The organism is Blastococcus sp. SYSU D00813 (genome assembly GCF_054050735.1).
In genome coordinates, this window is sequence record NZ_JBJGZX010000005.1 from 120908 (window position 1) to 147119 (window position 26212).

General features: G+C 72.1%; 21 protein-coding genes. 18 read left to right on the plus strand and 3 right to left on the minus strand.

Annotation, left to right across the window (positions count from 1 at the left end; all coding sequences use genetic code 11):
* The first annotated feature begins 80 nt into the window (after positions 1 to 80).
* The 16 genes from rplA to ACI8AX_RS05425 all read left to right on the plus strand — a co-directional run bounded on the left by rplA (position 81) and on the right by ACI8AX_RS05425 (position 22244).
* Positions 81 to 800: a 50S ribosomal protein L1 gene (gene rplA, locus ACI8AX_RS05350; RefSeq protein ID WP_456548757.1), complete on the plus strand. Its 720-nt coding sequence runs from the start codon at positions 81 to 83 to the stop codon at positions 798 to 800.
* Positions 801 to 1195: 395 nt separating this feature from the next.
* Positions 1196 to 1801, plus strand: coding sequence for a 50S ribosomal protein L10 (gene rplJ / locus ACI8AX_RS05355; RefSeq protein WP_456548758.1), 606 nt, complete (start codon positions 1196 to 1198; stop codon positions 1799 to 1801).
* A 17-nt stretch (positions 1802 to 1818) separates the two neighbouring features.
* Positions 1819 to 2214 (plus strand): 50S ribosomal protein L7/L12, encoded by a 396-nt coding sequence (gene rplL / locus ACI8AX_RS05360; protein WP_456548759.1) that lies wholly within the window; start codon positions 1819 to 1821, stop codon positions 2212 to 2214.
* Positions 2215 to 2465: 251 nt separating this feature from the next.
* On the plus strand, positions 2466 to 3626 hold the full coding sequence (locus ACI8AX_RS05365; RefSeq protein WP_456548760.1) for an ABC transporter ATP-binding protein: 1161 nt from the start codon (positions 2466 to 2468) through the stop codon (positions 3624 to 3626).
* A complete protein-coding gene (locus ACI8AX_RS05370) occupies positions 3623 to 4438 on the plus strand; it encodes an MlaE family ABC transporter permease (RefSeq protein ID WP_456548761.1) in 816 nt (271 codons plus the stop codon). Before ACI8AX_RS05365 ends, ACI8AX_RS05370 begins: the two co-directional genes overlap by 4 nt.
* 2 nt (positions 4439 to 4440) lie before the next feature.
* Positions 4441 to 5310, plus strand: a complete 870-nt coding sequence (locus ACI8AX_RS05375; RefSeq protein ID WP_456548762.1) for an MlaE family ABC transporter permease — start codon at positions 4441 to 4443, stop codon at positions 5308 to 5310.
* Positions 5311 to 5317: 7 nt separating this feature from the next.
* Positions 5318 to 6706: an MCE family protein gene (locus ACI8AX_RS05380; protein WP_456548763.1), complete on the plus strand. Its 1389-nt coding sequence runs from the start codon at positions 5318 to 5320 to the stop codon at positions 6704 to 6706.
* Entirely contained in the window at positions 6703 to 7740 is a 1038-nt protein-coding gene (locus ACI8AX_RS05385) for an MCE family protein (protein WP_456548764.1), read from the plus strand. Before ACI8AX_RS05380 ends, ACI8AX_RS05385 begins: the two co-directional genes overlap by 4 nt.
* Positions 7740 to 8771 carry an MCE family protein gene (locus ACI8AX_RS05390; RefSeq protein WP_456548765.1) on the plus strand — a complete coding sequence of 344 codons (1032 nt, stop codon included), beginning with the start codon at positions 7740 to 7742 and terminating at the stop codon, positions 8769 to 8771. The genes ACI8AX_RS05385 and ACI8AX_RS05390 overlap by 1 nt, the downstream gene beginning before the upstream one ends.
* A complete protein-coding gene (locus tag ACI8AX_RS05395) occupies positions 8768 to 10024 on the plus strand; it encodes an MCE family protein (protein WP_456548766.1) in 1257 nt (418 codons plus the stop codon). Before ACI8AX_RS05390 ends, ACI8AX_RS05395 begins: the two co-directional genes overlap by 4 nt.
* The gene (locus ACI8AX_RS05400; protein ID WP_456548767.1) at positions 10021 to 11301 is read left to right on the plus strand and encodes an MCE family protein; all 1281 of its coding nucleotides are present in this window, start codon (positions 10021 to 10023) and stop codon (positions 11299 to 11301) included. Before ACI8AX_RS05395 ends, ACI8AX_RS05400 begins: the two co-directional genes overlap by 4 nt.
* Positions 11298 to 12578, plus strand: coding sequence for an MCE family protein (locus ACI8AX_RS05405; RefSeq protein ID WP_456548768.1), 1281 nt, complete (start codon positions 11298 to 11300; stop codon positions 12576 to 12578). The genes ACI8AX_RS05400 and ACI8AX_RS05405 overlap by 4 nt, the downstream gene beginning before the upstream one ends.
* A gap of 55 nt (positions 12579 to 12633) precedes the next feature.
* Positions 12634 to 13467, plus strand: coding sequence for a hypothetical protein (locus ACI8AX_RS05410; protein ID WP_456548769.1), 834 nt, complete (start codon positions 12634 to 12636; stop codon positions 13465 to 13467).
* Between the two features lie 343 nt (positions 13468 to 13810).
* Positions 13811 to 14335: a hypothetical protein gene (locus ACI8AX_RS05415; protein ID WP_456548770.1), complete on the plus strand. Its 525-nt coding sequence runs from the start codon at positions 13811 to 13813 to the stop codon at positions 14333 to 14335.
* Between the two features lie 405 nt (positions 14336 to 14740).
* Positions 14741 to 18244 (plus strand): DNA-directed RNA polymerase subunit beta, encoded by a 3504-nt coding sequence (gene rpoB, locus ACI8AX_RS05420; protein WP_456548771.1) that lies wholly within the window; start codon positions 14741 to 14743, stop codon positions 18242 to 18244.
* A gap of 94 nt (positions 18245 to 18338) precedes the next feature.
* Positions 18339 to 22244, plus strand: coding sequence for a DNA-directed RNA polymerase subunit beta' (locus tag ACI8AX_RS05425; RefSeq protein ID WP_456548772.1), 3906 nt, complete (start codon positions 18339 to 18341; stop codon positions 22242 to 22244).
* A gap of 143 nt (positions 22245 to 22387) precedes the next feature.
* On the opposite strand, the gene ACI8AX_RS05430 is transcribed toward ACI8AX_RS05425, so the two are convergent.
* The 3 genes from ACI8AX_RS05430 to ACI8AX_RS05440 form a co-directional block, all read right to left on the minus strand.
* Entirely contained in the window at positions 22388 to 23431 is a 1044-nt protein-coding gene (locus ACI8AX_RS05430) for an LLM class F420-dependent oxidoreductase (protein ID WP_456548773.1), read from the minus strand.
* Between the two features lie 61 nt (positions 23432 to 23492).
* A complete protein-coding gene (locus ACI8AX_RS05435; RefSeq protein WP_456548774.1) occupies positions 23493 to 23708 on the minus strand; it encodes a hypothetical protein in 216 nt (71 codons plus the stop codon).
* Between the two features lie 70 nt (positions 23709 to 23778).
* Positions 23779 to 24756, minus strand: coding sequence for a hypothetical protein (locus ACI8AX_RS05440; protein ID WP_456548775.1), 978 nt, complete (start codon positions 24754 to 24756; stop codon positions 23779 to 23781).
* Positions 24757 to 25276: 520 nt separating this feature from the next.
* Between ACI8AX_RS05440 and rpsL the strand changes: the two genes are divergently transcribed.
* Both rpsL and rpsG read left to right on the plus strand, forming a co-directional pair.
* Positions 25277 to 25651 carry a 30S ribosomal protein S12 gene (rpsL, locus tag ACI8AX_RS05445; protein ID WP_012950487.1) on the plus strand — a complete coding sequence of 125 codons (375 nt, stop codon included), beginning with the start codon at positions 25277 to 25279 and terminating at the stop codon, positions 25649 to 25651.
* Position 25652: 1 nt separating this feature from the next.
* A complete protein-coding gene (gene rpsG / locus ACI8AX_RS05450) occupies positions 25653 to 26123 on the plus strand; it encodes a 30S ribosomal protein S7 (protein WP_091213426.1) in 471 nt (156 codons plus the stop codon).
* Positions 26124 to 26212: the final 89 nt, after the last annotated feature.

The following is a 26212-nucleotide window of genomic DNA, read 5'->3' on the forward strand; positions in this document are numbered from 1 at the left end:
GGCAGCAGCTGTGGGAGGGCCGGCCAGGCCCGCACACCACACGGACACCCGCGCCCGACGGCGCGGGGAGAGGACACACCATGGCCAAGCACGGCAAGAAGTACCGCGAGGCAGCGGCGAAGGTCGACCGCGAGAGCCTGTACAGCCCGCTGCAGGCGGCAGGTCTGGCGAAGGAGACGTCGCCGACCAGCTACGACGCCACCGTCGAGGTGGCCATGCGCCTGGGCGTCGACCCGCGCAAGGCCGACCAGATGGTCCGCGGCACGGTCAACCTGCCCCACGGCACCGGCAAGACCGCCCGCGTCATCGTCTTCGCGACCGGTGACCGCGCCGCCGAGGCCGAGGGCGCCGGCGCCGACGTCGTCGGCTCGGACGACCTGATCGAGCGCATCCAGGGCGGCTTCCTGGACTTCGACGCGGCGATCGCCACCCCCGACCAGATGGCCAAGGTCGGCCGGATCGCCCGCATCCTCGGCCCCCGCGGCCTGATGCCGAACCCGAAGACCGGCACGGTGACCACCGACGTGGCCAAGGCCGTCAACGACATCAAGGGCGGGAAGATCAACTTCCGCGTCGACAAGCAGGCCAACCTGCACCTGGTGATCGGCAAGACCTCGTTCGACGAGGCCAAGCTGGTCGAGAACTACGCGGCCGCCCTCGACGAGGTGCTGCGCGCCAAGCCGGCCGCCGCCAAGGGCCGGTACCTGAAGAAGGTCACCATCTCGACCACCATGGGCCCCGGCATCCCGGTCGACCCGAACCGCACCCGCAACCTCACGGTGGACGAGCCCACCGCCTGAGCGAGCAGCTCCCCGGAGGCCCCGCAGCGCACCGCGCTGCGGGGCCTCCGCGCGTCCGGCCCCGGTCCTCGCGACGAGCTCTCACCCGTCGGCACCAGCGCCCGATCGCGGCGACCGTGCATCTCCCGTCGACGCAGGGGGTGCGGCGGGGACGGCGCTGAACGCGTGTACGCTTGTCGACGTTCCCCCCACGACCGCTGGTCGTCGCACGTCCGCGTGCGATCGAAGGTCCCGGATCCCCGGGCGGCCCGCGCAGGAGGACGGTCCGATCGCGGGCGCCGCTGCGCGCCTGCCCTCGCCCCGTGCGCCTGCGCCGGGGCGTTCCTCGTCTCCGGGCCCCGATCGTCCGAGGTCGTGCTCCGGTCGGTGGTCGCCCGTCAGACGAGAGGAGGCCCATGCCCACGCAGGCCAAGGCCGCGGTGATCGACGAGATCACCGAGCGGTTCCAGAAGTCCAGCGCGGCCGTGCTCACCGAGTACCGCGGGCTGACCGTGGCGCAGCTGACCCAGCTGCGCCGTTCCCTCGGTGCGGGCAGCAGCTACGCCGTCGTCAAGAACACCCTGACGAAGCGGGCGGCGGACTCGGTCGGGCACACCGACCTCGGTCCGCTGCTGAACGGCCCGACCGCCATCGCCTTCATCGAGGGCGACGTCGTCGAGGCCGCCAAGGCCATCCGTGACTTCGCGCGCGCCAACCCGCTGCTCGTGGTCAAGGGCGGCGTGGTCGAGGGCCGCACGGTCACGCCCGCCGAGGTCACCGCCCTGGCCGACGTCGAGCCCCGCGAGGTGCTCCTGGCCAAGCTGGCCGGCGCGATGAAGGGCAACCTGAGCAAGGCCGCCGGCCTGTTCCAGGCCCCGCTGTCGCAGGTCGCCCGCCTGGCCGCGGCGCTGCAGGAGAAGAAGCCCGCCGAGGGCGCCGACTCCGCGGCCGCCGACACCGCTGCTGCAGACACCACCACCGACAACGCTGAGACCGCGGACGCCGCGGCCAGCACCGACTGACCCCAGAAGGAGAGATCATGGCCAAGCTGTCCACCGCGGAGCTGCTCGACGCGTTCAAGGAGATGACGCTGCTCGAGCTGTCCGACTTCGTGAAGCAGTTCGAGGAGACCTTCGAGGTCACCGCCGCTGCTCCGGTCGCCGTCGCGGCCGCCCCGGCCGCCGGTGGTGCCGGCGACGGTGGCGCCCCCGCCGCCGAGGAGCAGGACGAGTTCGACGTCATCCTCGAGAGCGCCGGCGACAAGAAGATCCAGGTCATCAAGGAGGTGCGCGGCCTGACCTCGCTCGGCCTCAAGGAGGCCAAGGACCTGGTCGACGGCGCGCCGAAGCCGGTCCTGGAGAAGGTCGCCAAGGACGCCGCCGAGAAGGCCAAGGCCGCCCTCGAGGGCGCCGGCGCCACCGTCACCGTCAAGTGACCCCTCTCCGGCGGCGGCTCGTCGCCGGGTAGCACCACCCGCACCACCGCAGAGGCCGTCCTCCCCCCGAGGGGAGGGCGGCCTCTGCGCGTCCGGGTGAACCGCCGAGACCCGTGTCACGCACCTCGCGTGAGCCACGTAACCTCCCGTCCGGCCGCTCGTTACTCGCTGGTAGGTCCGGGAACTGGGCGTCTGACGTGCGCAGCGTCACCCCAGGCCCCAGAATCCCGGAGCCCGGTGATCTCGAGCGGGTGCCGGCAACGGAGCTGGAGGAGGAGGTCGACGTGGGCGTCGAGGTCCGGGTCGAGGGGCTCACGAAGTCCTTCGGCAGCCAGAACATCTGGAGCGACGTCACGCTCACGCTGCCGCCCGGTGAGATCTCCGTCCTGCTCGGCCCGTCCGGCACCGGCAAGTCCGTCTTCCTCAAGTCGCTGGTCGGCCTGCTCAAGCCCGAGCGCGGGTCGATCTTCATCAAGGACACCGACATCGTCCGCACGAGCGAGCACCGGCTCTACGAGGTCCGGAAGCTCTTCGGCGTCCTGTTCCAGGACGGCGCGCTGTTCGGCTCGATGAACCTGTTCGACAACATCGCCTTCCCGCTGCGCGAGCACACGAAGAAGAGCGAGGGCGACATCCGGCGCATCGTCCGCGAGAAGATGGACATGGTCGGCCTGCAGGGCGCCGAGGGGAAGCTGCCGGGGGAGATCTCCGGCGGCATGCGCAAGCGCGCCGGTCTCGCCCGGGCGCTGGTGCTCGACCCCGAGATCATCCTGTTCGACGAGCCGGACTCCGGGCTGGACCCGGTCCGCGTCGCCTACCTCAACCAGCTGATCGTCGACCTGAACGCCCAGATCGACGCCACCTTCCTCATCGTCACGCACGACATCGGCACCGCCCGCACGGTGCCGGACAACCTCGGCCTGCTGTTCCGCCGGCACCTGGCGATGTTCGGCCCGCGCGAGCAGCTGCTCACCAGCCAGGAGCCGGTCGTCCGCCAGTTCCTCAACGGCCGGCGCGAGGGCCCGATCGGCATGAGCGAGGAGAAGGACGTCGCCCAGGTCGAGGCCGAGATGGCGGCGCTCGAGGCCCGGGGCGGCGACCAGCACAACGGCGTCGGCCCCAAGGGCGCCACCGGCGGGGACGCCGTCCCGCCGCAGCTGGACCCCTCCCCGGGGCTGCCCGAGCGCAAGGCGCAGCGGCGGCGGCAGGAGCGCGTCGCGCGGATGCTGCACGAGTTCGACCCGGCCACCGCCGAGGCCATCCGCGCCTCGCTGCCCGAGGACCTGCTGGCGCAGGCCGACGCCGGGGTCTTCGCGCCCACGGCCGGGGCCGACGGGCGGGCGTGGGAGCCGCAGACCGCTCCGGGCGGGGCGCACGCCGCGGTGCTGCCCGGTCCACGGGGTCGCTCGTGACGGCCACCGACAGGCCGAAGGCGCCGGGGATCCTCGACGGCAAGCTGTCCCCGCTGCGGCCGCTGCGAGCCAGCGGCAACCTGTTCGCCTTCGCGCTCGACGTCGCCCGGGCGCTGCCCAAGCGGCCCTTCCAGTTCCGCGAGTTCGTGCAGCAGACCTGGTTCGTCGCCAGCGTCACGATCCTGCCGACGGCGCTCGTCGCCATCCCCTTCGGCGCGGTCATCGCCCTGCAGCTCGGGTCGCTGACCCGCCAGCTGGGGGCCCAGTCGTTCACCGGGTCGGCGTCGGTGCTCGCCGTCCTCCGCGAGGCCAGCCCGATCGTGACGGCGCTGCTCATCGCCGGCGCCGGTGGCTCGGCCATCTGCGCCGACCTCGGCGCCCGCAAGATCCGCGACGAGATCGACGCCATGGAGGTGCTGGGCATCAGCCCGATCCAGCGCCTCGTCGTCCCGCGCGTGCTCGCCGCGATGCTGGTCGCGACCCTGCTCAACGGACTGGTCAGCGTCGTCGGCGTGGCCGGCGGCTACTTCTTCAACGTCGTCCTGCAGGGCGGGACGCCGGGCGCCTACCTGGCCTCGTTCGGCGCACTGGCCCAGGTGGAGGACTTCTGGTCCGGCGAGATCAAGGCCCTGGTCTTCGGGATGATCGCCGGCATCGTCGCCTCCTACAAGGGGCTCAGAGCCGGCGGCGGACCCAAGGGCGTCGGTGACGCGGTGAACCAGTCGGTGGTCATCACGTTCCTGCTGCTGTTCGCGGTCAACTTCGTGATGACGGCCGTGTACTTCCAGCTCGTCCCGCCGAAGGGGCAGTGACGATGGCCTTGCTGAACCCCGTCGACCGGATCCGCGTCGGTGTGCGCAAGGCGGTGCGCACCGTCTACAAGCGGCCGATGGACACCCTGGACGACCTCGGTGACCAGCTCGGCTTCTACGGCCGGGCGCTCGCGTGGACGCCGCGCACGCTGCGCCGCTACAAGAAGGAGGTCGCCCGGCTGCTCGCCGAGGTGACCTTCGGGACCGGCGCGCTCGCCGTCATCGGCGGCACGGTCGGCGTCATCGCGTTCCTGTCCTTCTTCACCGGCACCGAGGTGGGCCTGCAGGGCTACGCCGCGCTCGACCAGCTGGGCACCTCGGCGTTCACCGGCTTCCTCTCTGCCTACTTCAACACCCGCGAGATCGCGCCGCTGGTCGCCGGGTTGGCCCTGTCGGCCACGGTCGGCTGCGGCTTCACCGCCCAGATCGGCGCGATGCGGATCAACGAGGAGATCGACGCGCTCGAGGTCATGGGCGTGCCGTCGCTGCCGTTCCTGGTGACCACCCGCATCGTCGCCGGCTTCGTCGCCGTCATCCCGCTGTACGTGATCGGCCTGCTCAGCAGCTACTTCGCCACGCGGACCATCACCACCCAGGCCTACGCGCAGTCGGCGGGCACCTACGACCACTACTTCAACCTGTTCCTGCCACCGCAGGACGTGCTCTGGTCGTTCGTCAAGGTGCTCGTCTTCGCCGTCGTGATCATCCTCAGCCACTGCTACTACGGCTACCGCGCCGCCGGCGGTCCCGCCGGGGTCGGCCTCGCCGTGGGCCGCGCCGTCCGCTTCTCCATCGTGGCCGTGATGGTCATCGACCTGTTCCTGTCCCTGGCCATCTGGGGCTCGACGACGACCGTCCGGATCGCGGGGTGAGCGGCCGATGAGCGGCACGGCACGAGGAGCGGTGGTCCGCCGGCGCCTGCAGGGGCTGGCCTTCCTGGTGGTCCTGGCGCTGCTGCTGGGGCTCACGGTCGCGCTCTACAACAAGGCGTTCGTCGACGTCGCCCGCGTGACGCTGGAGACCGACACCGCCGGCAACCAGCTGCAGGAGGCCTCCGACGTCAAGGTCCGCGGCATGATCGTCGGCGAGGTGCGCGAGGTGTCGGCCAGCGCGGACGGCGCGACCATCGAGCTGGCCATCCGGCCGCAGTACCTCGAGCAGATCCCGGCCGACGTCACGGCCCGGCTGCTGCCCAAGACGCTGTTCGGGGAGCGCTACGTCTCCCTCGTGCTGCCCGAGCAGCCCTCGGCCGAGCGGCTGGCCGACGGCGACGTCATCGGCCAGGACCGCACCGAGAACGCCATCGAGCTGCAGCGGGTGATCGACGACCTGCTGCCGCTGCTGCAGGCCGTGGAGCCGCAGGACCTCAGCTACACCCTCGCCGCGGTGGCCGACGCGCTGCGCGGACGCGGCGAGTCCCTCGGTCAGAACCTCGTGGACGTCGGCGAGTACGTGACGGAGATCAACACGGTGCTGCCGGAGCTCCAGGCCGACATCTCCGGGCTGGCCGACTTCGCCGACACCTACCAGTCCGCCGCCGACGACCTCCTGGCCGTGCTCGACAACATCTCCGTCACCGCCGACACCCTGGTGGACCAGGAGGAGCAGCTGCGCCGGACCTTCACCGTCGTCGACGACTCCTCGACCACGGCGGCGGAGTTCCTCGAGCGCAACGAGCCCGACCTCATCTCGCTGGCGGCGACCTCGCGGCCGGTGCTCGGCCTGCTCGCGGAGTACTCGCCGGTCTACCCGTGCCTGCTCAACGGCCTGGCGCGGTTCAACCCGATGATCACCGAGGCGTTCGGCGGGGACGGCGACCCCTCGCTGAACCTGAACATCGTGGTGACGCTGCCGCCGCGCAACCCCTACCAGCCCGGCGACCAGCCCGCCTACCTCGATCGCTCGGGGCCCGACTGCCAGGGCCTGGACGACATCGACGGGATCATCGCCGCCGCCGAGCGGGGCGAGTACTACTGCCCGACACCGCCGGAGGACGGCGTGGACTCGGTCGACAACCCGGTCAGCGGGAACCCGGTGTGCCTGGGCGGCCGCGGGCCCGACGACGTCCCCGACGGCGCCGGCGACCCCAACCCCGGCGGGTCGGCGGGGGACTCGCTGCCCGACCGGCTGGCCGGGTCCACCGCGGAGCTGGACTTCGTGCGCAGCCTGCTCGGCTACCAGACCGCCACCGACCCCGACGACGTCACCGACCTGGCCGCCTCGGCCCTGGCGCCGGTCCTCCGGGGGGCGCAGGTGCTGGTCCCGTGAAGAGCCTCGCCGGGCCGCTGACGAAGCTGGCCGTCTTCGCGCTGGTCACCATCCTGGCCAGCTACGTCCTCATCGCCACGATCACCAACGCCGGGTACGGCGAGCAGCTGTCCTACAAGGCGCAGTTCACCGACGTCGCCGGGCTCGTCGAGGGCGACGAGGTCCGCATCGCCGGCGTGCGCGTCGGGCAGGTCACCGGCATCGGGCTGGCCGAGGGCCGGGAGACCCCGGTCGCGGAGGTGGAGCTGCAGGTCGACGCCGACATCCCGCTGCCCGCCGGCGTCGAGGCCACCATCCGGTACCGAAACCTCGTCGGGCAGCGCTACATCTCCCTCACCGAGGGGGAGGGCTCGGCCGGGCGCCGGCTGGAGGAGGGCGACACCATCCCGCTGGCGCAGACGAAGCCGGCGCTGGACCTGACCACGCTGTTCGGCGGCTTCCAGCCGCTGTTCCAGGCGCTGTCGCCGTCGGACGTGAACCGGCTGTCCTACGAGATCATCCAGGTGTTCCAGGGCGAGGCCGGGACGGTGGAGAGCCTGCTCGGGCACGTCGCCTCGCTGTCGAGCTCGCTGGCCGACCGCGACGCGGTGATCGGCAGCCTGATCGACAACCTGACGACCGTCATGGGGACCGTGGCCGCCCGCGACGAGCAGCTCTCGTCGCTGGTGGTCAGCCTCCAGCAGTTCGTGACCGGGCTGGCCCAGGACCGGGACGCGATCTTCGACTCGCTGCAGACGATCGACACGCTGGCCGTGGCGACGACCGGCCTGCTCGAGCAGGCCCGCCCGCCGCTGGCCGCCGACGTCCAGGCGCTCGGGGACCTGGCCGGCAACCTGGCCGACACCGGGGACATCGTGGAGGACTTCCTGCAGCTCGCGCCGACGAAGATCGACCTGATCACGCGGACCGCGGTCAACGGCAGCTGGTTCAACTTCTACCTGTGCGGGGCGTCGGGCTACGTCGTCCTGCCCGGGGAGACCGAGGGCACCGAGCTCCCGGCCGGCGGGTTCTCCAGCGGATCGGCGGGCTGCTGATGGCCCGCCACCCGAAGCCCTTCCGCGACCGCAACCCGGTCACCATCGGGGCGGTCAGCCTCAGCGTGATCGTGCTGCTCGTGCTGCTCGCGTTCAACGCGCAGTCCCTGCCGCTCATCGGCGGCGGCACCGTCTACTCCGCGCAGTTCTCCGAGGCCGCCGGGCTCAAGCCCGACGACCCGGTCCGCGTCGCCGGGGTCAAGGTCGGCCAGGTCGAGGAGCTCCGCCTGGAGGACGGCGCGGTGACCGTCGAGTTCCGCGTCGAGGACGCCTTCGTCGGCGACCGCTCCCAGGCCGCGATCCGGATCGAGACGGTGCTCGGGGCCAAGTACCTCGCGCTGGTGCCGCGCGGCAGCGAGGAGCTCGACCCCGACGACCGGATCCCGCTGGAGCGCACCGCCTCGCCCTACGACGTGGTCGAGGCCTTCGCCGACCTGTCGACGACCGTCGAGCAGATCGACACCGGCCAGCTGGCCTCGTCGTTCGAGGTGCTCGCCGACACGTTCGCCGAGACGCCCGAGGAGGTGCAGGCCTCGCTGCAGGGCCTGGCGCGGCTGTCGGACACCATCGCCTCGCGCGACGCCGAGCTCGAGCAGCTGCTGTCGGCCACCCGGGACGTAGCCGACGTCCTCGCCGACCGCAACGGCGAGTTCACGCGGCTGATCGTCGACTCCAACACCCTGCTGCAGGAGGTGCAGGAGCGCCGTCAGCTGATCGACGCGATCCTCACCAACACCCAGCTGCTCGCCGACCAGCTCACCGGCCTCGTGGCCGACAACCGGGAGGCGCTGACCCCGGCCCTCCAGCAGCTGGCGACGGTGACCGACATCCTGTCCCGCAACCGGGACGCGCTCGGGGAGACCGTGGAGAACTTCGCCCCCTTCGTCCGGGTGTTCACCAACACCCTCGGCAACGGTCGCTGGTTCGACAGCTTCGTCGACAACCTGCTGCCCGGCGCCGTCGCCTCCGTGGTCTGCGGCGCCACCACGCAGGTCCCCGGCGGCCTGGTCACCTGCGACGGTGGCGCATGAGCGGCTCCCTGCAGCGGGGCGTGGCGCTGGCCGCGGCGCTCGTCCTGGTCGGCGCCATCGGCTGGACGGTGCTCCGGCCGGCCGACCAGTACCGGGTCACCGCCTACTTCACCCAGACCGTCGGCATCTACGAGGGCGGCGACGTCCGCATCCTCGGCATCGACGTCGGCGAGATCACCGGCGTCACCCCGATGGGCGACCGCGTGCGGGTCGAGATGCTCGTCGACGAGCAGTACGACATCCCGGCCGACGCCGACGCCGTGATCCTCGCGCCGTCGCTGGTGTCGGACCGCTACGTGCAGTTCGCCCCCGTCTACAGCGGCGGGGCGACCATGGCCGACGGCGCGGAGCTCGGGCTCGACCGCACCGCGACCCCGGTCGAGCTGGACGCTGTCTACGGCGCGCTCGACGAGCTGTCCGCCGCGCTCGGGCCGACCGGGGCCAACGCCAACGGGGCGCTGGACGACCTGCTCGAGGTGGGCGCGGCCAACCTCGACGGGAACGGCGAGGCGCTCAACCGCACGCTGACCGGCTTCTCCCAGGCGGTGGAGACGCTCGCCGAGAACCGGGACGACCTGTTCGGTTCCATCGACTCGCTGCAGACCTTCACCACGGCGCTGGCCACGATCGACGCCCAGGTGGCGCAGTTCAACGACAACATGGCGGCCGTCGCCGACCAGCTGGAGGGGGAGCGGGCCGACCTGGCCGCGGCCGTGCAGCTCCTCTCGGCGGCCCTCGGGGAGATCGCGACCTTCGTGCAGACCAACACCGACCTGCTGACGACCAACGTCGACCGGCTGGCCGACGTCACGCTCACGCTGGTGCAGCAGCGGCAGGCGCTGGCGGAGATCCTCGACGTCGCCCCGGCGGCGCTGGGCAACGTCGCGCACGCCTACAACCCCGACTACGGGACGCTCGACACCCGGGACAACTCGCTGGGCTCCACCAGCCCGGAGGTCGTCGTGTGCCAGCTGCTCGGGACGGCGGGCCGGCTCAACGTCGCGGGCATCTCGCTGAACACCCTCACCGACTTCCTCAGCCTGCCGCCGACCGACCAGATCTGCCTGCGGCTGCTGTCCGGCGACCCGGGCAACGACGGCACGCTCGACGACCTCAACGGCAACGGCGTCCCCGACCTCGAGGAGCTGCTCGGCGTGCTCTTCGGCGGCGGCGCGGGCGGCGGCACCGGCGCGCCGGCCCCGGTCGGTGGCGGCGTCCTCGGGCTGCCCGTCCTCGGCGGGAGCGAGCAGTGAGGGCCGGGGTGCGCCGGGCGGCGGCGCTGGCGGCCGGCGTGCTGCTGCTGTCGGGCTGCGGCTTCCGCGGCGCCTACTCGCTGTCCCTCCCGGGCGGGGCCGACCTCGGCGACGACCCGTACACGGTGCAGATCCAGTTCCTCGACGTGCTGGACCTCGTCCCGCAGGCGGGGGTCCGGGTGGCCGACGTGGCCGTGGGCCGGGTGGAGGACATCGAGCTGTCCGACGACTGGACGGCGCTGGTCACGGTCGAGGTCAACGGCGACGTCGAGCTGCCGGCCAACGCGGTCGCGATGATCCAGCAGTCCTCGCTGCTCGGCGAGAAGTACGTGGAGCTGGCGGCGCCGGGCAACGAGGAGCCGCAGGGGCAGCTGGCGGACGGCGCGCTGATCGAGCTGGACCGCACCAACCGCAACGTCGAGGTCGAGGAGCTGCTCGGCGCCCTGTCGCTGGTGCTCAACGGCGGCGGCCTCGCGCAGCTGCAGACCATCAGCCGGGAGCTGGGGGTCGCGCTCGAGGGCCGCGAGGAGGCCATCCGCGACACCCTCGACTCCCTCGACGTGCTCATCGGCGGGCTCGACCAGCAGCGCGAGGAGATCAGCCGCGCCCTGGACAGCGTCAACGCGCTGGCCGAGACCCTGGCCGCGCGCACCGGCACGATCGAGACGGCGCTGGACAGCATCGGCCCGGGCCTGGACATCGTGAACGAGCAGCGCGGTCTGCTCGTGTCGATGCTCGACAGCCTCGCCCGGCTGGGCGAGGTGGGCACGCGGGTCATCAACCAGGCCGGCCAGAACACCGTCGAGGACCTCCGGCTCCTGCAGCCGGTCCTCAGCCAGCTGGCCGCGGCCGGCCCGGACCTGGCCAACTCCCTGGACCTGCTGCTGACCTACCCCTTCCCGGCCAGCTCGGTCGAGGGCTGCCTGACCGGCGACCCCTGCCCGCTCAACTCGCGCTACGACGCCCGTACCGGCGGCTACGGCCTCTACACCAACATGACGGCGACCCTGGCGCTGGACCTGCGCGAGCTGCTCTGCCGGTACGTGGTCGACCCGGTGACCGGCGGGCTGGAGGTCCTCGACCCGCAGGCCCTGGCGGGCGCCAGCTGCGGCGTGCCCGGGACGCCACCGGGCAACGGGGCCGGGGCGGCGTCCACGGGGACGCAGACGGGGACGCCCACCGGGACGGGCGCCGGCCGGCCCGCGCCCGGGCAGGGCACCGACGGCGGGTCGTCGGTCGCCGGCGACCTCCCGGGCATCGTGGGAGGCACGCCGTGATCACGCGCAAGGTGAAGCTCCAGCTGCTCGCCTTCACCGCCGTCGCCCTGCTGGGCATCTCCTACGTCGGGTTCAACTACGTCGGGCTGGACCGGCTGCTGCTCGGCACCGGCTACGACGTGGACGCGGACTTCGTCGACTCCGGCGGCATCTTCGTCAACGCCGAGGTCACCTACCGGGGCGTCGCGGTCGGCCGGGTCAGCGACATGCAGCTGACCGACGACGGCGTGCGGGTGACGCTCACGATCGACCCCGACGCCGAGCGCATCCCGGCCGACACCGAGGCCGTCGTCGCCACCCGCAGCGCGGTGGGGGAGCAGTACGTCGACCTGCGCCCGGCCGACGACGACGGGCCGTACCTGGAGGACGGCGCCGTCATCCCGGTCGAGCGCACCGCGATCCCGATCCCCGTCGAGCAGCTGCTGCTCAACGTCGACGAGCTGGTCACCTCCCTGGACCCCGAGGACCTGCGGGTCGTCGTGCAGGAGCTGGGCGACGCGTTCGAGGGGGCCGGCGACGACCTCGCCCGGCTGATCGACAACGGCGACCTGCTGCTGGCCCGGGCCGAGGAGTCCCTGCCGCAGACGCTGGCACTCATCACCGACGGCCAGACCGTGCTGGACACCCAGGTGGCCAGCCGCTCGGCCATCGAGCAGTGGGCCGACGACCTGCGGGCGGTCAGCGACACCCTCGTCGACATCGACCCGGACCTGCGCGGGCTGCTGGTCACCGCCCCCGACGCCGGCGCCGCGCTGCAGCAGCTGGTCGACCGCGCCGGTCCCGGGCTGGGCTCGCTGGTCAGCCACCTCGACGTCCTCAACGGGGTGTACATCCCGCGGCTGGGGGCCGTGGAGCAGCTGCTGGTGACCTATCCCGACGTCGTCTCCGGCGGCTTCACCGTCGTCCGCAACGACGGCGGGGTCATGCGCGCGCACTTCGGCCTGGTGCTCAACACCGACGACCCCCGCGCCTGCACCAGCGGCTACGTGCCCACCGGCGCCAACGACAGCCCCGACGACATCCTGCGGGTCGACACCGAGGGCGTGCGCTGCGACGTGGTCGACGGGGTCGACCCGGACGGCGGGGACGGCGTGGACGAGTCCGGGTCGAACCTGCGCGGCGAGCAGAACATCGGCCGCTCCGGCGGGGTCGGCTCGCCGGGCCCGCAGGGCCAGTTCGGCTCGCTGCCGCCGGTGCTGTCCACGATCGACGACGTGCTGACCGGACTGCTGGGCTCGGTGCCCTTCGCCGACACCCTCCTGGGGGTCGTCGAGTGACGGCGGCGCACCCCCGTCGTCCCGGACCCGCCCGCCCCACCGAGAGGACCTCCCCGTGAGCGACACCGACCGGCCGCGCCCCAGCGCGCGCCGGCGTGCGCCGGCGCCGGCCCGCGACGAGGCCGAGCCCACCGGTGCGCGGACCACCGCCGTCGCCGAGCCCCTGGCGGAGCCGACGACGGCCGAGGAGACCGCGAGCGGGGCCGCCGTCCCCGCGCACGCCGCCGACGACGACGCCCCGGCCGCCCGCCCGGGCCGCCGGTCCCGGCACCGCCGCGCCCGGGCCGCGGACGCCGCCGGCGCCAACTCCGACTCCGACGCCGACGACGACACCGACACCGACACCGACACCGACACCGACGCCGACTCCGACGCCGAGCCGGCCCGCCGCGGCCGACGGGTCACCGTGCCGGTGGTTCCCGCGCTGGGGCTGCTGCTGGTCCTGCTGCTCGGGCTCGTCTCCTACCTGGCCGCGCCGCGGCTGTTCGCCGAGGAGTCCTCGGTGCGCACCGACACCTACGTCGAGGTCCTGCAGGCCGCCCGCGCGAACGTGGTCGACCTGACCTCCTTCGACCACCTCACGATCGACGACGACATCGAGCAGGCCCGCCGGGTGACCACCGGGGAGCTCACCGAGGAGTCCGTCGCCGGCCTCGAGCGGGTGCGCCAGCAGCTGGTCGACGGGCAGGCCGTCACCAGCACCGAGGTGGTCGGCGCCGGCGTGACGCGGGCGACCGACGACGAGGGGACCGTTGTCATGGTCATCGCGACCACCCGGCAGGCCGCCGGCGTGCCCGCCGAGGTGCGCCGCGACCGCATCGAGGTGGACCTGGAGAAGGTGGGCGACCGCTGGCTGCTCTCGGCGATCCGGGGGACCCCCGATGAGTGACGACCGCCCGCGCCCCACGCCGCGCCCGCGGCCGACGCCGTCGCCGCGCCCCAGCCCCCGTCCGCGGGTCGCGGGCAGCCGCCGGGAGCGCGACGAGACCCCTGCCGGCGAGGCGGCCGCGCTCGCCCGTCCCGGTCCCCGGCCGCGCCCCGCTCCGGACCCCCGCCCCGGCCGTCCCGCGGCCGACGCGGAGCGCCCGCCGGACGCTGCTCGCCCGCGCTCGGAGACGCTCGCGGCCGGCGCACGGGCCGGAGGGGAGGAGCGCGCCGCGGCGTCCGCCCGCCGACGGGGCGCCCGGCCGGCGCGGGTGCCGGCGGGCCGGTCCGCCCGGTCGCGGCGCCGCGTGCCCCTCGCCGCCGTCCTGGCCGCGCTGTGCCTGGTCACCGCCGCCGTCGCGGCGCTGCTGTGGTTCCGGCCGCCCGGGCGCACGCACGTCGACCCCGACGTCTTCACCGCCGCCAAGGACAACATCGAGGCCGTCTACCGCTACGACTACCGCGACTCCGAGGGCAGCGTGGCCGGCCAGCTCGCCGTCCTCACCGGCGACCTGCGCAGCCAGTACGAGGCCGAGGCCGAGGGCGCGCTGATCGACACCTACGAGCAGGTGTCGGCCACGATCCGCTACGACGTCCGCGACGTCGCGGTGCAGCAGGTGGACGAGGACCAGGAGGAGGCCACGCTCGTCGTCTTCGGCCGGCTGGTGGCCGAGTCGGTGAACACCGGCACCCAGCCCGCTCCCGAGGGCAGCGAGTGCGAGGTCACCCCCGAGGGCGCGCAGTCCTGCGTGCGCACGGTGCAGATCCGGATGGTCCGGGACGGCGACGACACCTGGAGGATCGACGACCTGACGGTGCTCACCACCGGCTGACGGCCCCGTCCAGAGGCTCGCGCCGAGCTCGCGAGGCGTGAGGGGGACGGGGTCCTTCCACCGGCGTGGCGGGTGACCGGACGGGCACGGGCTGGCATCATGGCCGCGGCAGTCCCGCCGCTGCTGGCGAGGCGCTGGTCCTTCCGGGCGTGGTGTCGGTGATCACCACCCCTGACGTGGACAGTGCGCTGCAGCAGGGGTAGGGTTCCCTGTTGCGCTGCCCCCTGACTGCTTGCCCGCCGAGACGGGTCACCTGGGGTGCCCGGGGGAACCCTCCCGAGCTCCCTGCGACCGACCGAGCGGGCCTCGTCGCAGACCGGTGGCAGCCCCGCCGAAACCGACGACGACCCAGGACGAACCAGCACCGACCGCCCGCACGTCGTGAGGTCCTTGGAAGGACGCATCTTGGCAGGCTCCCGCCCCACCAGCATCTCCGCAGGCACCACCGAGTCACCCACCCCGCAGAGCACCACCCCGCAGTCCGGCCCCCGCACCGGCGAGGCCGACCAGCAGAAGATCCCGGGCGCGCCGCTCCGCGTCTCCTTCGCCAAGATCAACGAGCCCCTCGAGGTGCCGGATCTGCTGGCCCTGCAGACCGCCTCGTTCGACTGGCTCATCGGCAGCCCCGAGTGGCGGGCCACGCTCTCCCCCGAGGAGCAGTCCACGGCCGTCGGCGGCCTGGCCGAGATCCTCGAGGAGATCTCGCCGATCGAGGACTTCAGCGGCTCGATGTCGCTGTCCTTCTCCAACCCGCGCTTCGAGGACGTCAAGGCGTCCCTCGAGGAGTGCAAGGACAAGGACATGACCTACGCGGCGCCGCTGTTCGTCACCGCCGAGTTCATGAACAACACCACCGGCGAGATCAAGAGCCAGACGGTGTTCATGGGCGACTTCCCGATCATGACGAACAAGGGCACGTTCGTCATCAACGGGACCGAGCGCGTCGTCGTCTCGCAGCTCGTCCGCAGCCCGGGCGTCTACTTCGACAAGACCCTGGACAAGACGTCGGACAAGGACGTCTTCAGCGCGAAGGTCATCCCCAGCCGTGGTGCGTGGCTGGAGTTCGACGTCGACAAGCGCGACACCGTCGGCGTCCGCATCGACCGCAAGCGCCGCCAGCCGGTCACCGTCCTGCTCAAGGCCCTCGGCTGGACCGAGGACCGCATCCGCGAGCACTTCCAGTGGTCGCCCACGGTGCTGGCCACCCTGGAGAAGGACCACATCGCCGGCCAGGACGAGGCGCTGCTCGACATCTACCGCAAGCTGCGGCCGGGCGAGCCGCCGACGCGTGAGTCGGCGCAGGCGCTGCTGGAGAACCTCTTCTTCAACCCGAAGCGCTACGACCTGGCCAAGGTCGGCCGCTACAAGGTGAACAAGAAGCTCGGCGTCGAGGTCCCGCAGGCGACCCTGACGCTGACCGAGGACGACATCGTCGCCACCATCGAGTACGTCGTGCGGCTGCACGCCGGCGAGCCCGACCACGGCGTCGACGACATCGACCACTTCGGCAACCGCCGGCTGCGCACCGTGGGCGAGCTGATCCAGAACCAGATCCGGGTCGGCCTCTCCCGCATGGAGCGCGTCGTCCGCGAGCGGATGACGACCCAGGACGTCGAGGCGATCACGCCGCAGACGCTGATCAACATCCGGCCGGTCGTCGCCTCCATCAAGGAGTTCTTCGGCACCAGCCAGCTGTCCCAGTTCATGGACCAGACCAACCCCCTCGCGGGCCTGACCCACAAGCGCCGCCTGTCGGCGCTGGGCCCCGGCGGTCTGTCCCGTGAGCGGGCCGGCATGGAGGTCCGCGACGTGCACCCGAGCCACTACGGCCGGATGTGCCCGATCGAGACCCCCGAGGGTCCGAACATCGGCCTGATCGGCTCGCTGTCGTCGTTCGGCCGGGTCAACGCCTTCGGCTTCATCGAGACGCCGTACCGCCGCGTCGACAACGGTGTGGTCACCGACCAGATCGACTACCTGACCGCCGACGAGGAGGACCGCTTCGTCGTCGCCCAAGCCAACTCGCCGCTGGACGCCCAGGGCCGGTTCGCCGAGGACCGCGTCCTGGTCCGCACCAAGGGCGGTGAGGTCGACTACCTCTCCCCGGAGAACGTCGACTACATGGACGTCTCGCCGCGGCAGATGACCTCGGTCGCGACGGCGATGATCCCGTTCCTCGAGCACGACGACGCCAACCGCGCGCTCATGGGCGCCAACATGCAGCGCCAGGCCGTCCCGCTGCTGCGCAGCGAGGCCCCGCTGGTCGGCACCGGCATGGAGCTGCGTGCCGCCGTCGACGCCGGTGACGTGGTCGTGGCCGAGAAGGCCGGCGTGGTCGAGGACTCGACCGCCGACTACGTGACCGTCATGGCCGACGACGGCACCCGGCAGACCTACCGGCTGCTGAAGTTCCGCCGCTCGAACCAGGGCACCTCGATCAACCAGACCCCCGTCGTGGACGAGGGCCAGCGGGTCGAGGTCGGCCAGGTCATCGCCGACGGGCCGTGCACCGACCAGGGCGAGATGGCGCTGGGCAAGAACCTGCTCGTCGCCTTCATGCCGTGGGAGGGCCACAACTACGAGGACGCGATCATCCTGTCGCAGCGCCTCGTGCAGGACGACGTCCTGTCCTCGATCCACATCGAGGAGTTCGAGGTCGACGCCCGCGACACCAAGCTCGGCGCCGAGGAGATCACCCGGGACATCCCGAACGTCTCCGAGGAGGTCCTCGCCGACCTCGACGAGCGCGGCATCATCCGCATCGGTGCCGAGGTCGTCCCCGGCGACATCCTCGTCGGCAAGGTCACGCCCAAGGGCGAGACCGAGCTGACCCCCGAGGAGCGGCTGCTGCGCGCGATCTTCGGCGAGAAGGCCCGCGAGGTCCGCGACACGTCGCTCAAGGTCAAGCACGGCGAGTCCGGCAAGGTGATCGGCGTCCGCGTGTTCTCGCGCGAGGACGGCGACGAGCTGCCCGCGGGCGTCAACGAGCTGATCCGGGTCTACGTCGCCCAGATGCGCAAGATCTCCGACGGCGACAAGCTCGCCGGCCGCCACGGCAACAAGGGCGTCATCGCGAAGATCCTGCCGCAGGAGGACATGCCCTTCCTCGAGGACGGCACCCCGGTCGACATCGTGCTCAACCCGCTCGGTGTCCCCGGCCGGATGAACGTCGGCCAGGTCCTGGAGACCCACCTCGGGTGGGTCGCCAAGCAGGGCTGGCAGGTCGAGGGCACGCCTGAGTGGGCGGCCAAGCTGCCCGAGGCCGCGCGCGCCGCGGCCCCCGGCACCCGGACCGCGACGCCGGTGTTCGACGGCGCCAAGGAGGACGAGATCGTCGGCCTCCTGGACTCGACGATCCCGAACCGGGACGGCAACCGCATGGTCGCCCCGACCGGCAAGGCGCGGCTGTTCGACGGCCGGTCCGGGGAGCCCTTCCCCGAGCCGATCTCGGTGGGCTACGTCTACATCCTGAAGCTGCTGCACCTGGTCGACGACAAGATCCACGCCCGGTCGACCGGCCCGTACTCGATGATCACGCAGCAGCCGCTGGGTGGTAAGGCGCAGTTCGGCGGCCAGCGCTTCGGTGAGATGGAGTGCTGGGCGATGCAGGCCTACGGCGCGGCCTACGCGCTGCAGGAGCTGCTGACCATCAAGTCCGACGACATCCTCGGCCGGGTCAAGGTCTACGAGGCGATCGTCAAGGGCGAGAACATCCCCGAGCCGGGCATCCCCGAGTCGTTCAAGGTGTTGCTCAAGGAGCTCCAGTCGCTGTGCCTCAACGTCGAGGTGCTGTCCGGTGACGGGCAGGCGATCGAGCTGCGCGACACCGACGACGAGGTGTTCCGGGCCGCGGAGGAGCTGGGCATCGACCTGTCCCGCCGCGAGCCCTCCAGCGTCGAGGACGTCTAAGCCGTCCCCGCCGGCCGGCCCCCAGCACGCGGGGCCGGCCGGCCACCACTCTTCGACATAGACGAGAACTAGCCCCGGGAAAGGGGTCCACTCAGTGCTCGACGTCAACTTCTTCGACGAGCTCCGCATCGGCCTGGCCAGCGGCGACGACATCCGCCAGTGGTCGCACGGTGAGGTGAAGAAGCCCGAGACCATCAACTACCGGACGCTGCGTCCGGAGAAGGACGGTCTCTTCTGCGAGAAGATCTTCGGTCCCACCCGGGACTGGGAGTGCTACTGCGGCAAGTACAAGCGGGTCCGGTTCAAGGGCATCATCTGCGAGCGCTGCGGCGTCGAGGTGACCCGGGCCAAGGTCCGTCGTGAGCGGATGGGCCACATCGAGCTGGCCGCGCCGGTCACCCACATCTGGTTCTTCAAGGGCGTCCCGTCCCGGCTGGGCTACCTGCTCGACCTGGCCCCCAAGGACCTCGAGAAGATCATCTACTTCGCGGCCTACCTGATCACCTCGGTCGACGACGAGTCCCGCCACCGGGACCTGCCGACCATCGAGGCGGAGATCAGCGCCGAGAAGTCGAACCTGGAGAACCGCCGCGACGCCGACGTGGAGGCCCGCCAGCAGAAGCTGGAGGCCGACCTCGCCGAGCTCGAGGCCGAGGGCGCCAAGTCCGACGTCCGCCGCAAGGTGCGCGAGGGCGGCGAGCGCGAGATGCGCCAGATCCGCGACCGCGCGCAGCGGGAGATCGACCGCCTCGAGGAGGTGCTCGACACCTTCCGCAAGCTCGAGGTGAAGCAGCTCATCGCCGACGAGGGCCTCTACCGCGAGCTGCGCGACCGCTTCGGTGAGTACTTCGAGGGCGGCATGGGCGCCGCGGCGCTGCAGAAGCTGCTCGCCGACTTCGACCTCGACGCCGAGGCTGCCTCGCTGCGCGACACCATCCGCAACGGCAAGGGCCAGCGCAAGCTGCGGGCCCTCAAGCGGCTCAAGGTCGTCGCGGCGTTCCAGCAGACCCGCAACTCGCCCATGGGCATGGTGCTGGACTGCGTGCCGGTCATCCCGCCGGACCTGCGCCCCATGGTGCAGCTCGACGGTGGCCGCTTCGCCACCAGCGACATGAACGACCTGTACCGCCGGGTCATCAACCGGAACAACCGGCTCAAGCGCCTGCTCGACCTCGGTGCCCCCGAGATCATCGTGAACAACGAGAAGCGGATGCTGCAGGAGTCCGTGGACGCGCTGTTCGACAACGGCCGCCGCGGCCGGCCGGTCACCGGCCCGGGCAACCGCCCGCTGAAGTCGCTGTCCGACCTGCTCAAGGGCAAGCAGGGCCGGTTCCGGCAGAACCTGCTCGGCAAGCGCGTCGACTACTCGGGCCGTTCGGTCATCGTCGTCGGCCCGCAGCTGAAGCTGCACCAGTGCGGTCTGCCCAAGCAGATGGCGCTGGAGCTGTTCAAGCCCTTCGTGATGAAGCGGCTCGTGGACCTCAACCACGCGCAGAACATCAAGTCCGCCAAGCGGATGGTGGAGCGCGCGCGGCCGGTCGTGTGGGACGTGCTCGAGGAGGTCATCACCGAGCACCCGGTGCTGCTGAACCGCGCGCCGACCCTGCACCGCCTGGGCATCCAGGCCTTCGAGCCGCAGCTGGTCGAGGGCAAGGCCATCCAGATCCACCCGCTCGTCTGCACCGCGTTCAACGCGGACTTCGACGGTGACCAGATGGCGGTGCACCTGCCGCTGTCGGCCGAGGCGCAGGCCGAGGCCCGGATCCTGATGCTGTCGAGCAACAACATCCTGAGCCCGGCCGACGGTCGCCCGATCACCGCGCCGACCCAGGACATGGTGCTCGGCCTGTACCACCTGACGACCCTGGTGCCGAGCCGGCACGAGGCCGACGGTGGCCGGCCCGCGGCGTTCGCCTCCGCGTCGGAGGCCGTCATGGCCTTCGACAAGGGCGCGCTGGGCCTGCAGGAGCGGGCGCTGATCCGTCTCGACGAGGTCTTCGGCGTCGACAACGGCAAGGTCAACCCCGCGTGGGAGCAGCCGGAGGACTGGACCCCGGGTGCGCCGGCGCTGGTCGAGACCAGCCTGGGCCGGGTGCTGTTCAACGAGGCCCTGCCCGAGGACTACCGCTTCGTCAACTACCAGGTGCCGAAGAAGGAGCTCGGCGCGATCGTCAACGACCTCGCCGAGCGCTACCCCAAGGTGCAGGTCGCGGCGACGCTCGACGCCCTCAAGGCGGCCGGCTTCCGCTGGGCCACCCGCTCGGGCGTGACGATCGCCATCGACGACGTCGTCACCCCGCCGGTGAAGCAGGAGATCCTCGACCGGCACGAGGCCGAGGCGCGCCAGATCGAGAAGCAGTACGAGCGCGGCGTCATCACCGACGCCGAGCGTCGTGCCGAGCTGATCGAGATCTGGACCCGCGCGCGGGCCGAGGTCAGCCAGGCGATGGTCGACAACTTCCCGACCACCAACCCGGTCTGGGTCATGGTCAACTCGGGCGCCCGAGGCAACATGATGCAGATCAGCCAGATCGCCGGCATGCGCGGCCTGGTGGCCAACCCGAAGGGCGAGATCATCCCGCGGCCGATCAAGGCCAACTTCCGGGAGGGTCTGTCCGTGCTGGAGTACTTCATCTCCACGCACGGTGCCCGCAAGGGTCTGGCCGACACCGCGCTGCGGACCGCAGACTCCGGGTACCTCACCCGCCGGCTGGTCGACGTCTCGCAGGACGTCATCATCCGCGAGGAGGACTGCGGCACCGACCGCGGCGTGATCATGCCGATCGGCACCGTCGTCGACGGCAAGGTCACCCGGGACGCGCACGTCGAGACCAGCGTGTACGCCCGTGCCCTGGCCGCCGACGTGACCGCCGAGGACGGCACGCTCGTCGCGCAGGCCGGTCAGGACCTCGGTGACGTGCTCATCGCGGCGCTGATCGACGCCGGTGTGGCCGAGGTCAAGGTCCGCTGCGTCCTGACCTGCGAGTCGCTGCTCGGCACATGCGCCACCTGCTACGGCCGGTCGCTCGCGACCGGCAAGCTCGTGGACGTCGGCGAGGCGGTCGGCATCATCGCCGCCCAGTCGATCGGCGAGCCCGGCACCCAGCTGACGATGCGCACCTTCCACACCGGTGGTGTCGCGGGTGAGGACATCACCCACGGTCTGCCGCGTGTGGTGGAGCTCTTCGAGGCCCGCGTCCCCAAGGGCAAGGCGCCGATCGCCGAGCTGGCCGGCACCGTCCGCATCGAGGACGGCGAGCAGTTCCGCAAGCTCACGATCACGCCGGACGACGGCTCCGACGAGGTCGTCTACGACAAGCTGTCGCGCCGGTCGCGGCTGCGGGTCGAGGACGGCGCGCACGTCGAGGTGGGCGAGCAGCTCACCGAGGGTGCGGTGGACCCGCACGAGGTGCTGCGGATCATGGGTCCGCGCGAGGTGCAGCTGCACCTGGTCCGCGAGGTCCAGGAGGTGTACCGCAGCCAGGGCGTGTCGATCCACGACAAGCACATCGAGGTGATCATCCGCCAGATGCTGAAGCGGGTGACCATCATCGACTCGGGCGCCACGGAGTTCCTGCCCGGTGCGCTGGTCGAGCGGACGCTGTTCGAGACCGAGAACCGTCGCGTCGTCGCCGAGGGCGGCGAGCCGGCCTCGGCCCGTCCGGTCCTGATGGGCATCACCAAGGCCTCGCTCGCGACCGAGTCGTGGCTGTCGGCCGCCTCCTTCCAGGAGACGACCAAGGTGCTCACCGACGCCGCGATCCAGGGCAAGAGCGACAGCCTGCTCGGCCTCAAGGAGAACGTGATCATCGGGAAGCTGATCCCGGCCGGCACCGGCATCAGCCGCTACCGGAACATCACGGTCGAGCCGACCGAGGAGGCCCGCGCCGCCGTCTACACGATGGCCGGGTACGACGACGGGCAGTACTACAGCCCCGACGTCTTCGGCTCGGGCTCCGGCGAGGCCGTGCGCCTGGAGGAGTACGACTGGCGGGGGTGACGACCCCGTCCTCCTCACCCCTCGCACGCTCGGGGTGAGGAGGACGGGGCCGGGCTAGCGCCCCCAGCACGAAGCGCAGAGGGCCCCGCAGGTCATCCGATCTGCGGGGCCCTCTCGCGTCACGTGACGCAAACCGCGGTGGGTCAGCGGTCGCACAGCTCCCGCATCTTCGCCACCGTCGCCAGCCGGTTCTCCCGGCTGTCGTCGAGCGGCTGGAGGGCGAGGGTGGTGACGCCGGCCTCGCGGAAGGCCGCGATGCGCTCGGCCACGTGGCCCTCGGGGCCGATGAGCGAGACCGCGCGCACCAGCTCCTCGGGCAGCGCGGCCGCGGCCTCGTCCTTCCTCCCCGACAGGTAGAGGTCCTGCACGGTCGCCGCGGCGTCGGCGAACCCGTAGCGCACGGCGAGGTCGTTGTAGAAGTTCTTGCCCCGCGCGCCCATGCCGCCGACGTAGAGCGCCAGGTGCGGGCGCACGAGGTCGTGCATCGCGTCGACGTCCTCGCCGATCGCGACCGGGACGCCGACGACCACCTGCAGCTCGCCCAGAGAGGGATCCCGCTTGGCCTTGCCGGCGGCCAGGGACTCGCCCCAGACGTCGGCGGCCCGCTCGGGCATGAACCAGATGGGCTCCCACGCCTCGGCGATCTCGGCCGCGAGCTCCACGTTCTTCGGCCCGAGAGCGGCCAGCATGATCGGTACCCGCTGACGAACCGGCGTGTTGATCAGCTTGAGCGGCTTGCCCAGCCCGGTGCCCTGCTCGGGCGGCAGCGGGATCGTGTACTTCGACCCGGCGTGCTCCAGTCGCTCCCGCCGCCACACGGTCCGGCAGATCTCGACGATCTCGCGGGTGCGCTGCAGCGGGGCGTCGTAGGGGACGCCGTGCCACCCCTCGATCACCTGCGGCCCCGAGGCGCCCAGGCCCAGCGTGAACCGCCCGTCGGAGACGTAGTCCAGGCCGGCCGCGGTCATCGCGATCAGCGCCGGGGTGCGGCTGTAGATCGGGAAGATCGCGCTCAGCAGCTCCACCCGCTCGGTCACCGCGGCGAGGTAGCCCAGCTGGCTCACGGAGTCGAAGGTGTAGACCTCCGCGATGGTCGCGACGTCGAGCCCGGCGGCCTCGAGGTCGCGGATCTCGTCCGCGGTCTCGCGGAAGCCCCCGCTGTAGCTGGCCTGGATGCCGATGCGCACGTGCCCTCCCGGGGTCGTCGGCGCCCTCGTCGGCGCCGGGCACGACCGTATCGGCGGGCACTCAGAGCGGGCGGACCACCCCGACGACCTGCGTGACGACGCGGACCCCGTCGACGTCGGTGGGCACGAGGCCGGCGGCCACCGGGTCGGCCAGGTCGACCTTCACGACGTACCCGGCGCCGCGGCGGGCGAGGCCGATGCCGACGACCTCGGGCACCTCGGCGAGCTGCGCGCTCAGGGCGCTCTTGGCGGCGCGGGCGGAGGCTCGGTCGGTCACCCCTCCATGGTGCGCCACTCCGGGCCTCCGGGACAGGCCCCGGAGGGGGAGATCCGCGGGAACGGCGTCGTCAGCCCAGCCAGGTGACCCCGAGGACGTCGAGGACCGTGGCCAGGGGGCTGGCGTAGGTCACGCCGCCACCCTGGGCGCCGCCCACCTCGCTGCCGGCGAAGAGCAGTGCCAGCGGTGCCCGGTCGCTGCTGCGCCAGATCACCAACCCGCTGTCGCCGCCGGCGCTGAACGCGCCGTGCAGGCCCTCGATCTCCACCTGCCCGTCGAAGGTGTGGACGGCGTCGTCGTACTGCACGGCCACGCCGTCGACCTCGACCGCGGTGACCCGGCCCCGGGTGTGCCCGGTCGTGCGGCCGACCTTCTCCACGACCTCGTCCGGGTCGACGTCGTCGGCGCCGGCCACCTCGGCGCCGAGCGGACCGCCCGGCCGGCCGGCGGTGTCGACCTCGACGCCGTCGTCCAGGACCGCCACCGCCGCGTCGACCAGGTTCGGCCCGCCGCCGAAGCGGGCGAACGCCGCGAGCGTGGCCACCCGGTCGCCGGGCGCGCCGCCGTCGGCCGGGCCGGGCTGGAGCACGGCGTCGCCCTCGACCGCCGCGTCGCCGGCCGCCAGGACGTGGTTGTTGGACAGCACCGCGGGCCGCCCACCGGCGAGGACGAAGCCCCCGAGCGTCCCCGCCGTCACCGACGGGTGCGCCACGGACAGCCCCGGGCGCAGCGGTCGCACGCGCCGCTGCAGGTCGGCCGGGGACGACAGCGCGGGGGAGGAGAGGGCGCGGACCGGCCCGATGACCCGGACGTCGACCTCCGCGAGCACCGCCTCGCCCACGCCCGCGAGCAGCACCGCGGCGTCGTCCTCCAGCGCCACGCGGATGGCGAGGTGGGCCCGGCCCGGGCCGACCAGCGCCAGACCCAGGGCCGGGGGGAACCACACCCGCCCGGGGCCGAGGCCGCTCGCGCTGGCCCGCGGCCGCTCCCACCCCGCCAGCCGGGCCGTCAGGTGGGCCTTGAGCTCCCGTGCCGAGTCGACGTGCACCGATCCCCCTCGCTCCCCGGCTCGTCGCCCAGGGTGTTCTCGCTGGCACCCACCGTAGGGCGGGGGTACGACACATCGGACCCTCGCGGCGGCCGTCCGGAGCCGTATAGAGTCCGCGCCACCTCCCGACGCCGGCCGCCGTCCCGCGCCGGGGAATGAACCCGAGCGGGAGGCGTTGCACCCGACATCACCGCTGTGAGCGGTGACGCCCCGTCGACATGGGGACCCGGTTTGCACCGGCCTCCGCGGCGCGGGTATCGTGGTCAGCCGTGCCCAGGGTGCCCTGGGCCTGCTCCCGTTCGCGGTGCGCTCGCCGGCAGGTTGGTGGCGCCGAGTCGCGGGGGGCGACCGATCCGGTTGGCAGCGCCGACCGGTCCCGGGAAGGGCGACACGCCCGACCGCGGGGACCGGTGGTGGCACGCGGCCCGGAACGGGTACGGCCCCGGCAGGACCGGCACCCGGCACGACAGAGCACCGACCGACAGCACGACCCAGCGCAGGTAGGAGATCCAGGCCCCCCATGCCCACGATCAACCAGCTGGTCCGCAAGGGCCGCGAGGACAAGGTCGAGAAGACCAAGACCCCGGCGCTGAAGGGTTCCCCTCAGCGCCGTGGCGTGTGCACCCGCGTGTACACGACGACGCCGAAGAAGCCGAACTCGGCGCTGCGCAAGGTCGCCCGCGTCCGCCTCACCAGTGGCATCGAGGTCACCGCCTACATCCCCGGTGTCGGCCACAACCTGCAGGAGCACTCGATGGTGCTCGTGCGCGGTGGTCGTGTGAAGGACCTCCCGGGTGTGCGTTACAAGATCATCCGCGGCTCGCTGGACACCCAGGGTGTCCGCAACCGCAAGCAGGCTCGCAGCCGGTACGGCGCGAAGAAGGAGAAGAGCTGACATGCCCCGCAAGGGTCCCGCTCCCCGCCGTCCGCTCGTCGCCGACCCGGTGTACCAGTCGCCGCTGGTCACCCAGCTGGTGAACAAGGTCCTGGTCGACGGCAAGCGCTCCGTCGCCGAGGCGATCGTCTACGGCGCCCTCGAGGGCTGCCGCGCCAAGACCGACACCGACCCGGTCGTCACGCTCAAGCGGGCGCTGGACAACGTCAAGCCGGCCCTCGAGGTCCGCAGCCGCCGCGTCGGTGGTGCGACCTACCAGGTCCCGGTCGAGGTCCGCGCCTCCCGCAGCACCACCCTGGGCCTGCGCTGGCTGATCCAGTACAGCCGCGCCCGCCGGGAGAAGACGATGACCGAGCGCCTCATGAACGAGCTGCTCGACGCGAGCAACGGTCTGGGAGCCGCGGTCAAGCGCCGCGAGGACACCCACAAGATGGCCGAGTCGAACAAGGCCTTCGCGCACTACCGCTGGTAGTCGCACCCCCGCCGGTCCTGCCGGCACCCGCGGCCGGCGGGCAGTCCGGGCCACCCCCGGACACCCGCGCGGACCGAACCAAAGAGGAG

Excerpts from the sequence above, each read along its gene's own strand:
- rplJ (WP_456548758.1), top strand. The coding sequence starts at position 1,196 with ATGCCCACGCAGGCCAAGGCCGCGGTGATCGACGAGATCACCGAGCGG.
- rpsG (WP_091213426.1), top strand. The coding sequence starts at position 25,653 with ATGCCCCGCAAGGGTCCCGCTCCCCGCCGTCCGCTCGTCGCCGACCCG.
- rpsL (WP_012950487.1), top strand. The coding sequence starts at position 25,277 with ATGCCCACGATCAACCAGCTGGTCCGCAAGGGCCGCGAGGACAAGGTC.
- ACI8AX_RS05395 (WP_456548766.1), top strand. The coding sequence starts at position 8,768 with ATGAGCGGCTCCCTGCAGCGGGGCGTGGCGCTGGCCGCGGCGCTCGTC.
- ACI8AX_RS05380 (WP_456548763.1), top strand. The coding sequence starts at position 5,318 with ATGAGCGGCACGGCACGAGGAGCGGTGGTCCGCCGGCGCCTGCAGGGG.
- rplA (WP_456548757.1), top strand. The coding sequence starts at position 81 with ATGGCCAAGCACGGCAAGAAGTACCGCGAGGCAGCGGCGAAGGTCGAC.
- ACI8AX_RS05390 (WP_456548765.1), top strand. The coding sequence starts at position 7,740 with ATGGCCCGCCACCCGAAGCCCTTCCGCGACCGCAACCCGGTCACCATC.
- rplL (WP_456548759.1), top strand. The coding sequence starts at position 1,819 with ATGGCCAAGCTGTCCACCGCGGAGCTGCTCGACGCGTTCAAGGAGATG.
- ACI8AX_RS05375 (WP_456548762.1), top strand. The coding sequence starts at position 4,441 with ATGGCCTTGCTGAACCCCGTCGACCGGATCCGCGTCGGTGTGCGCAAG.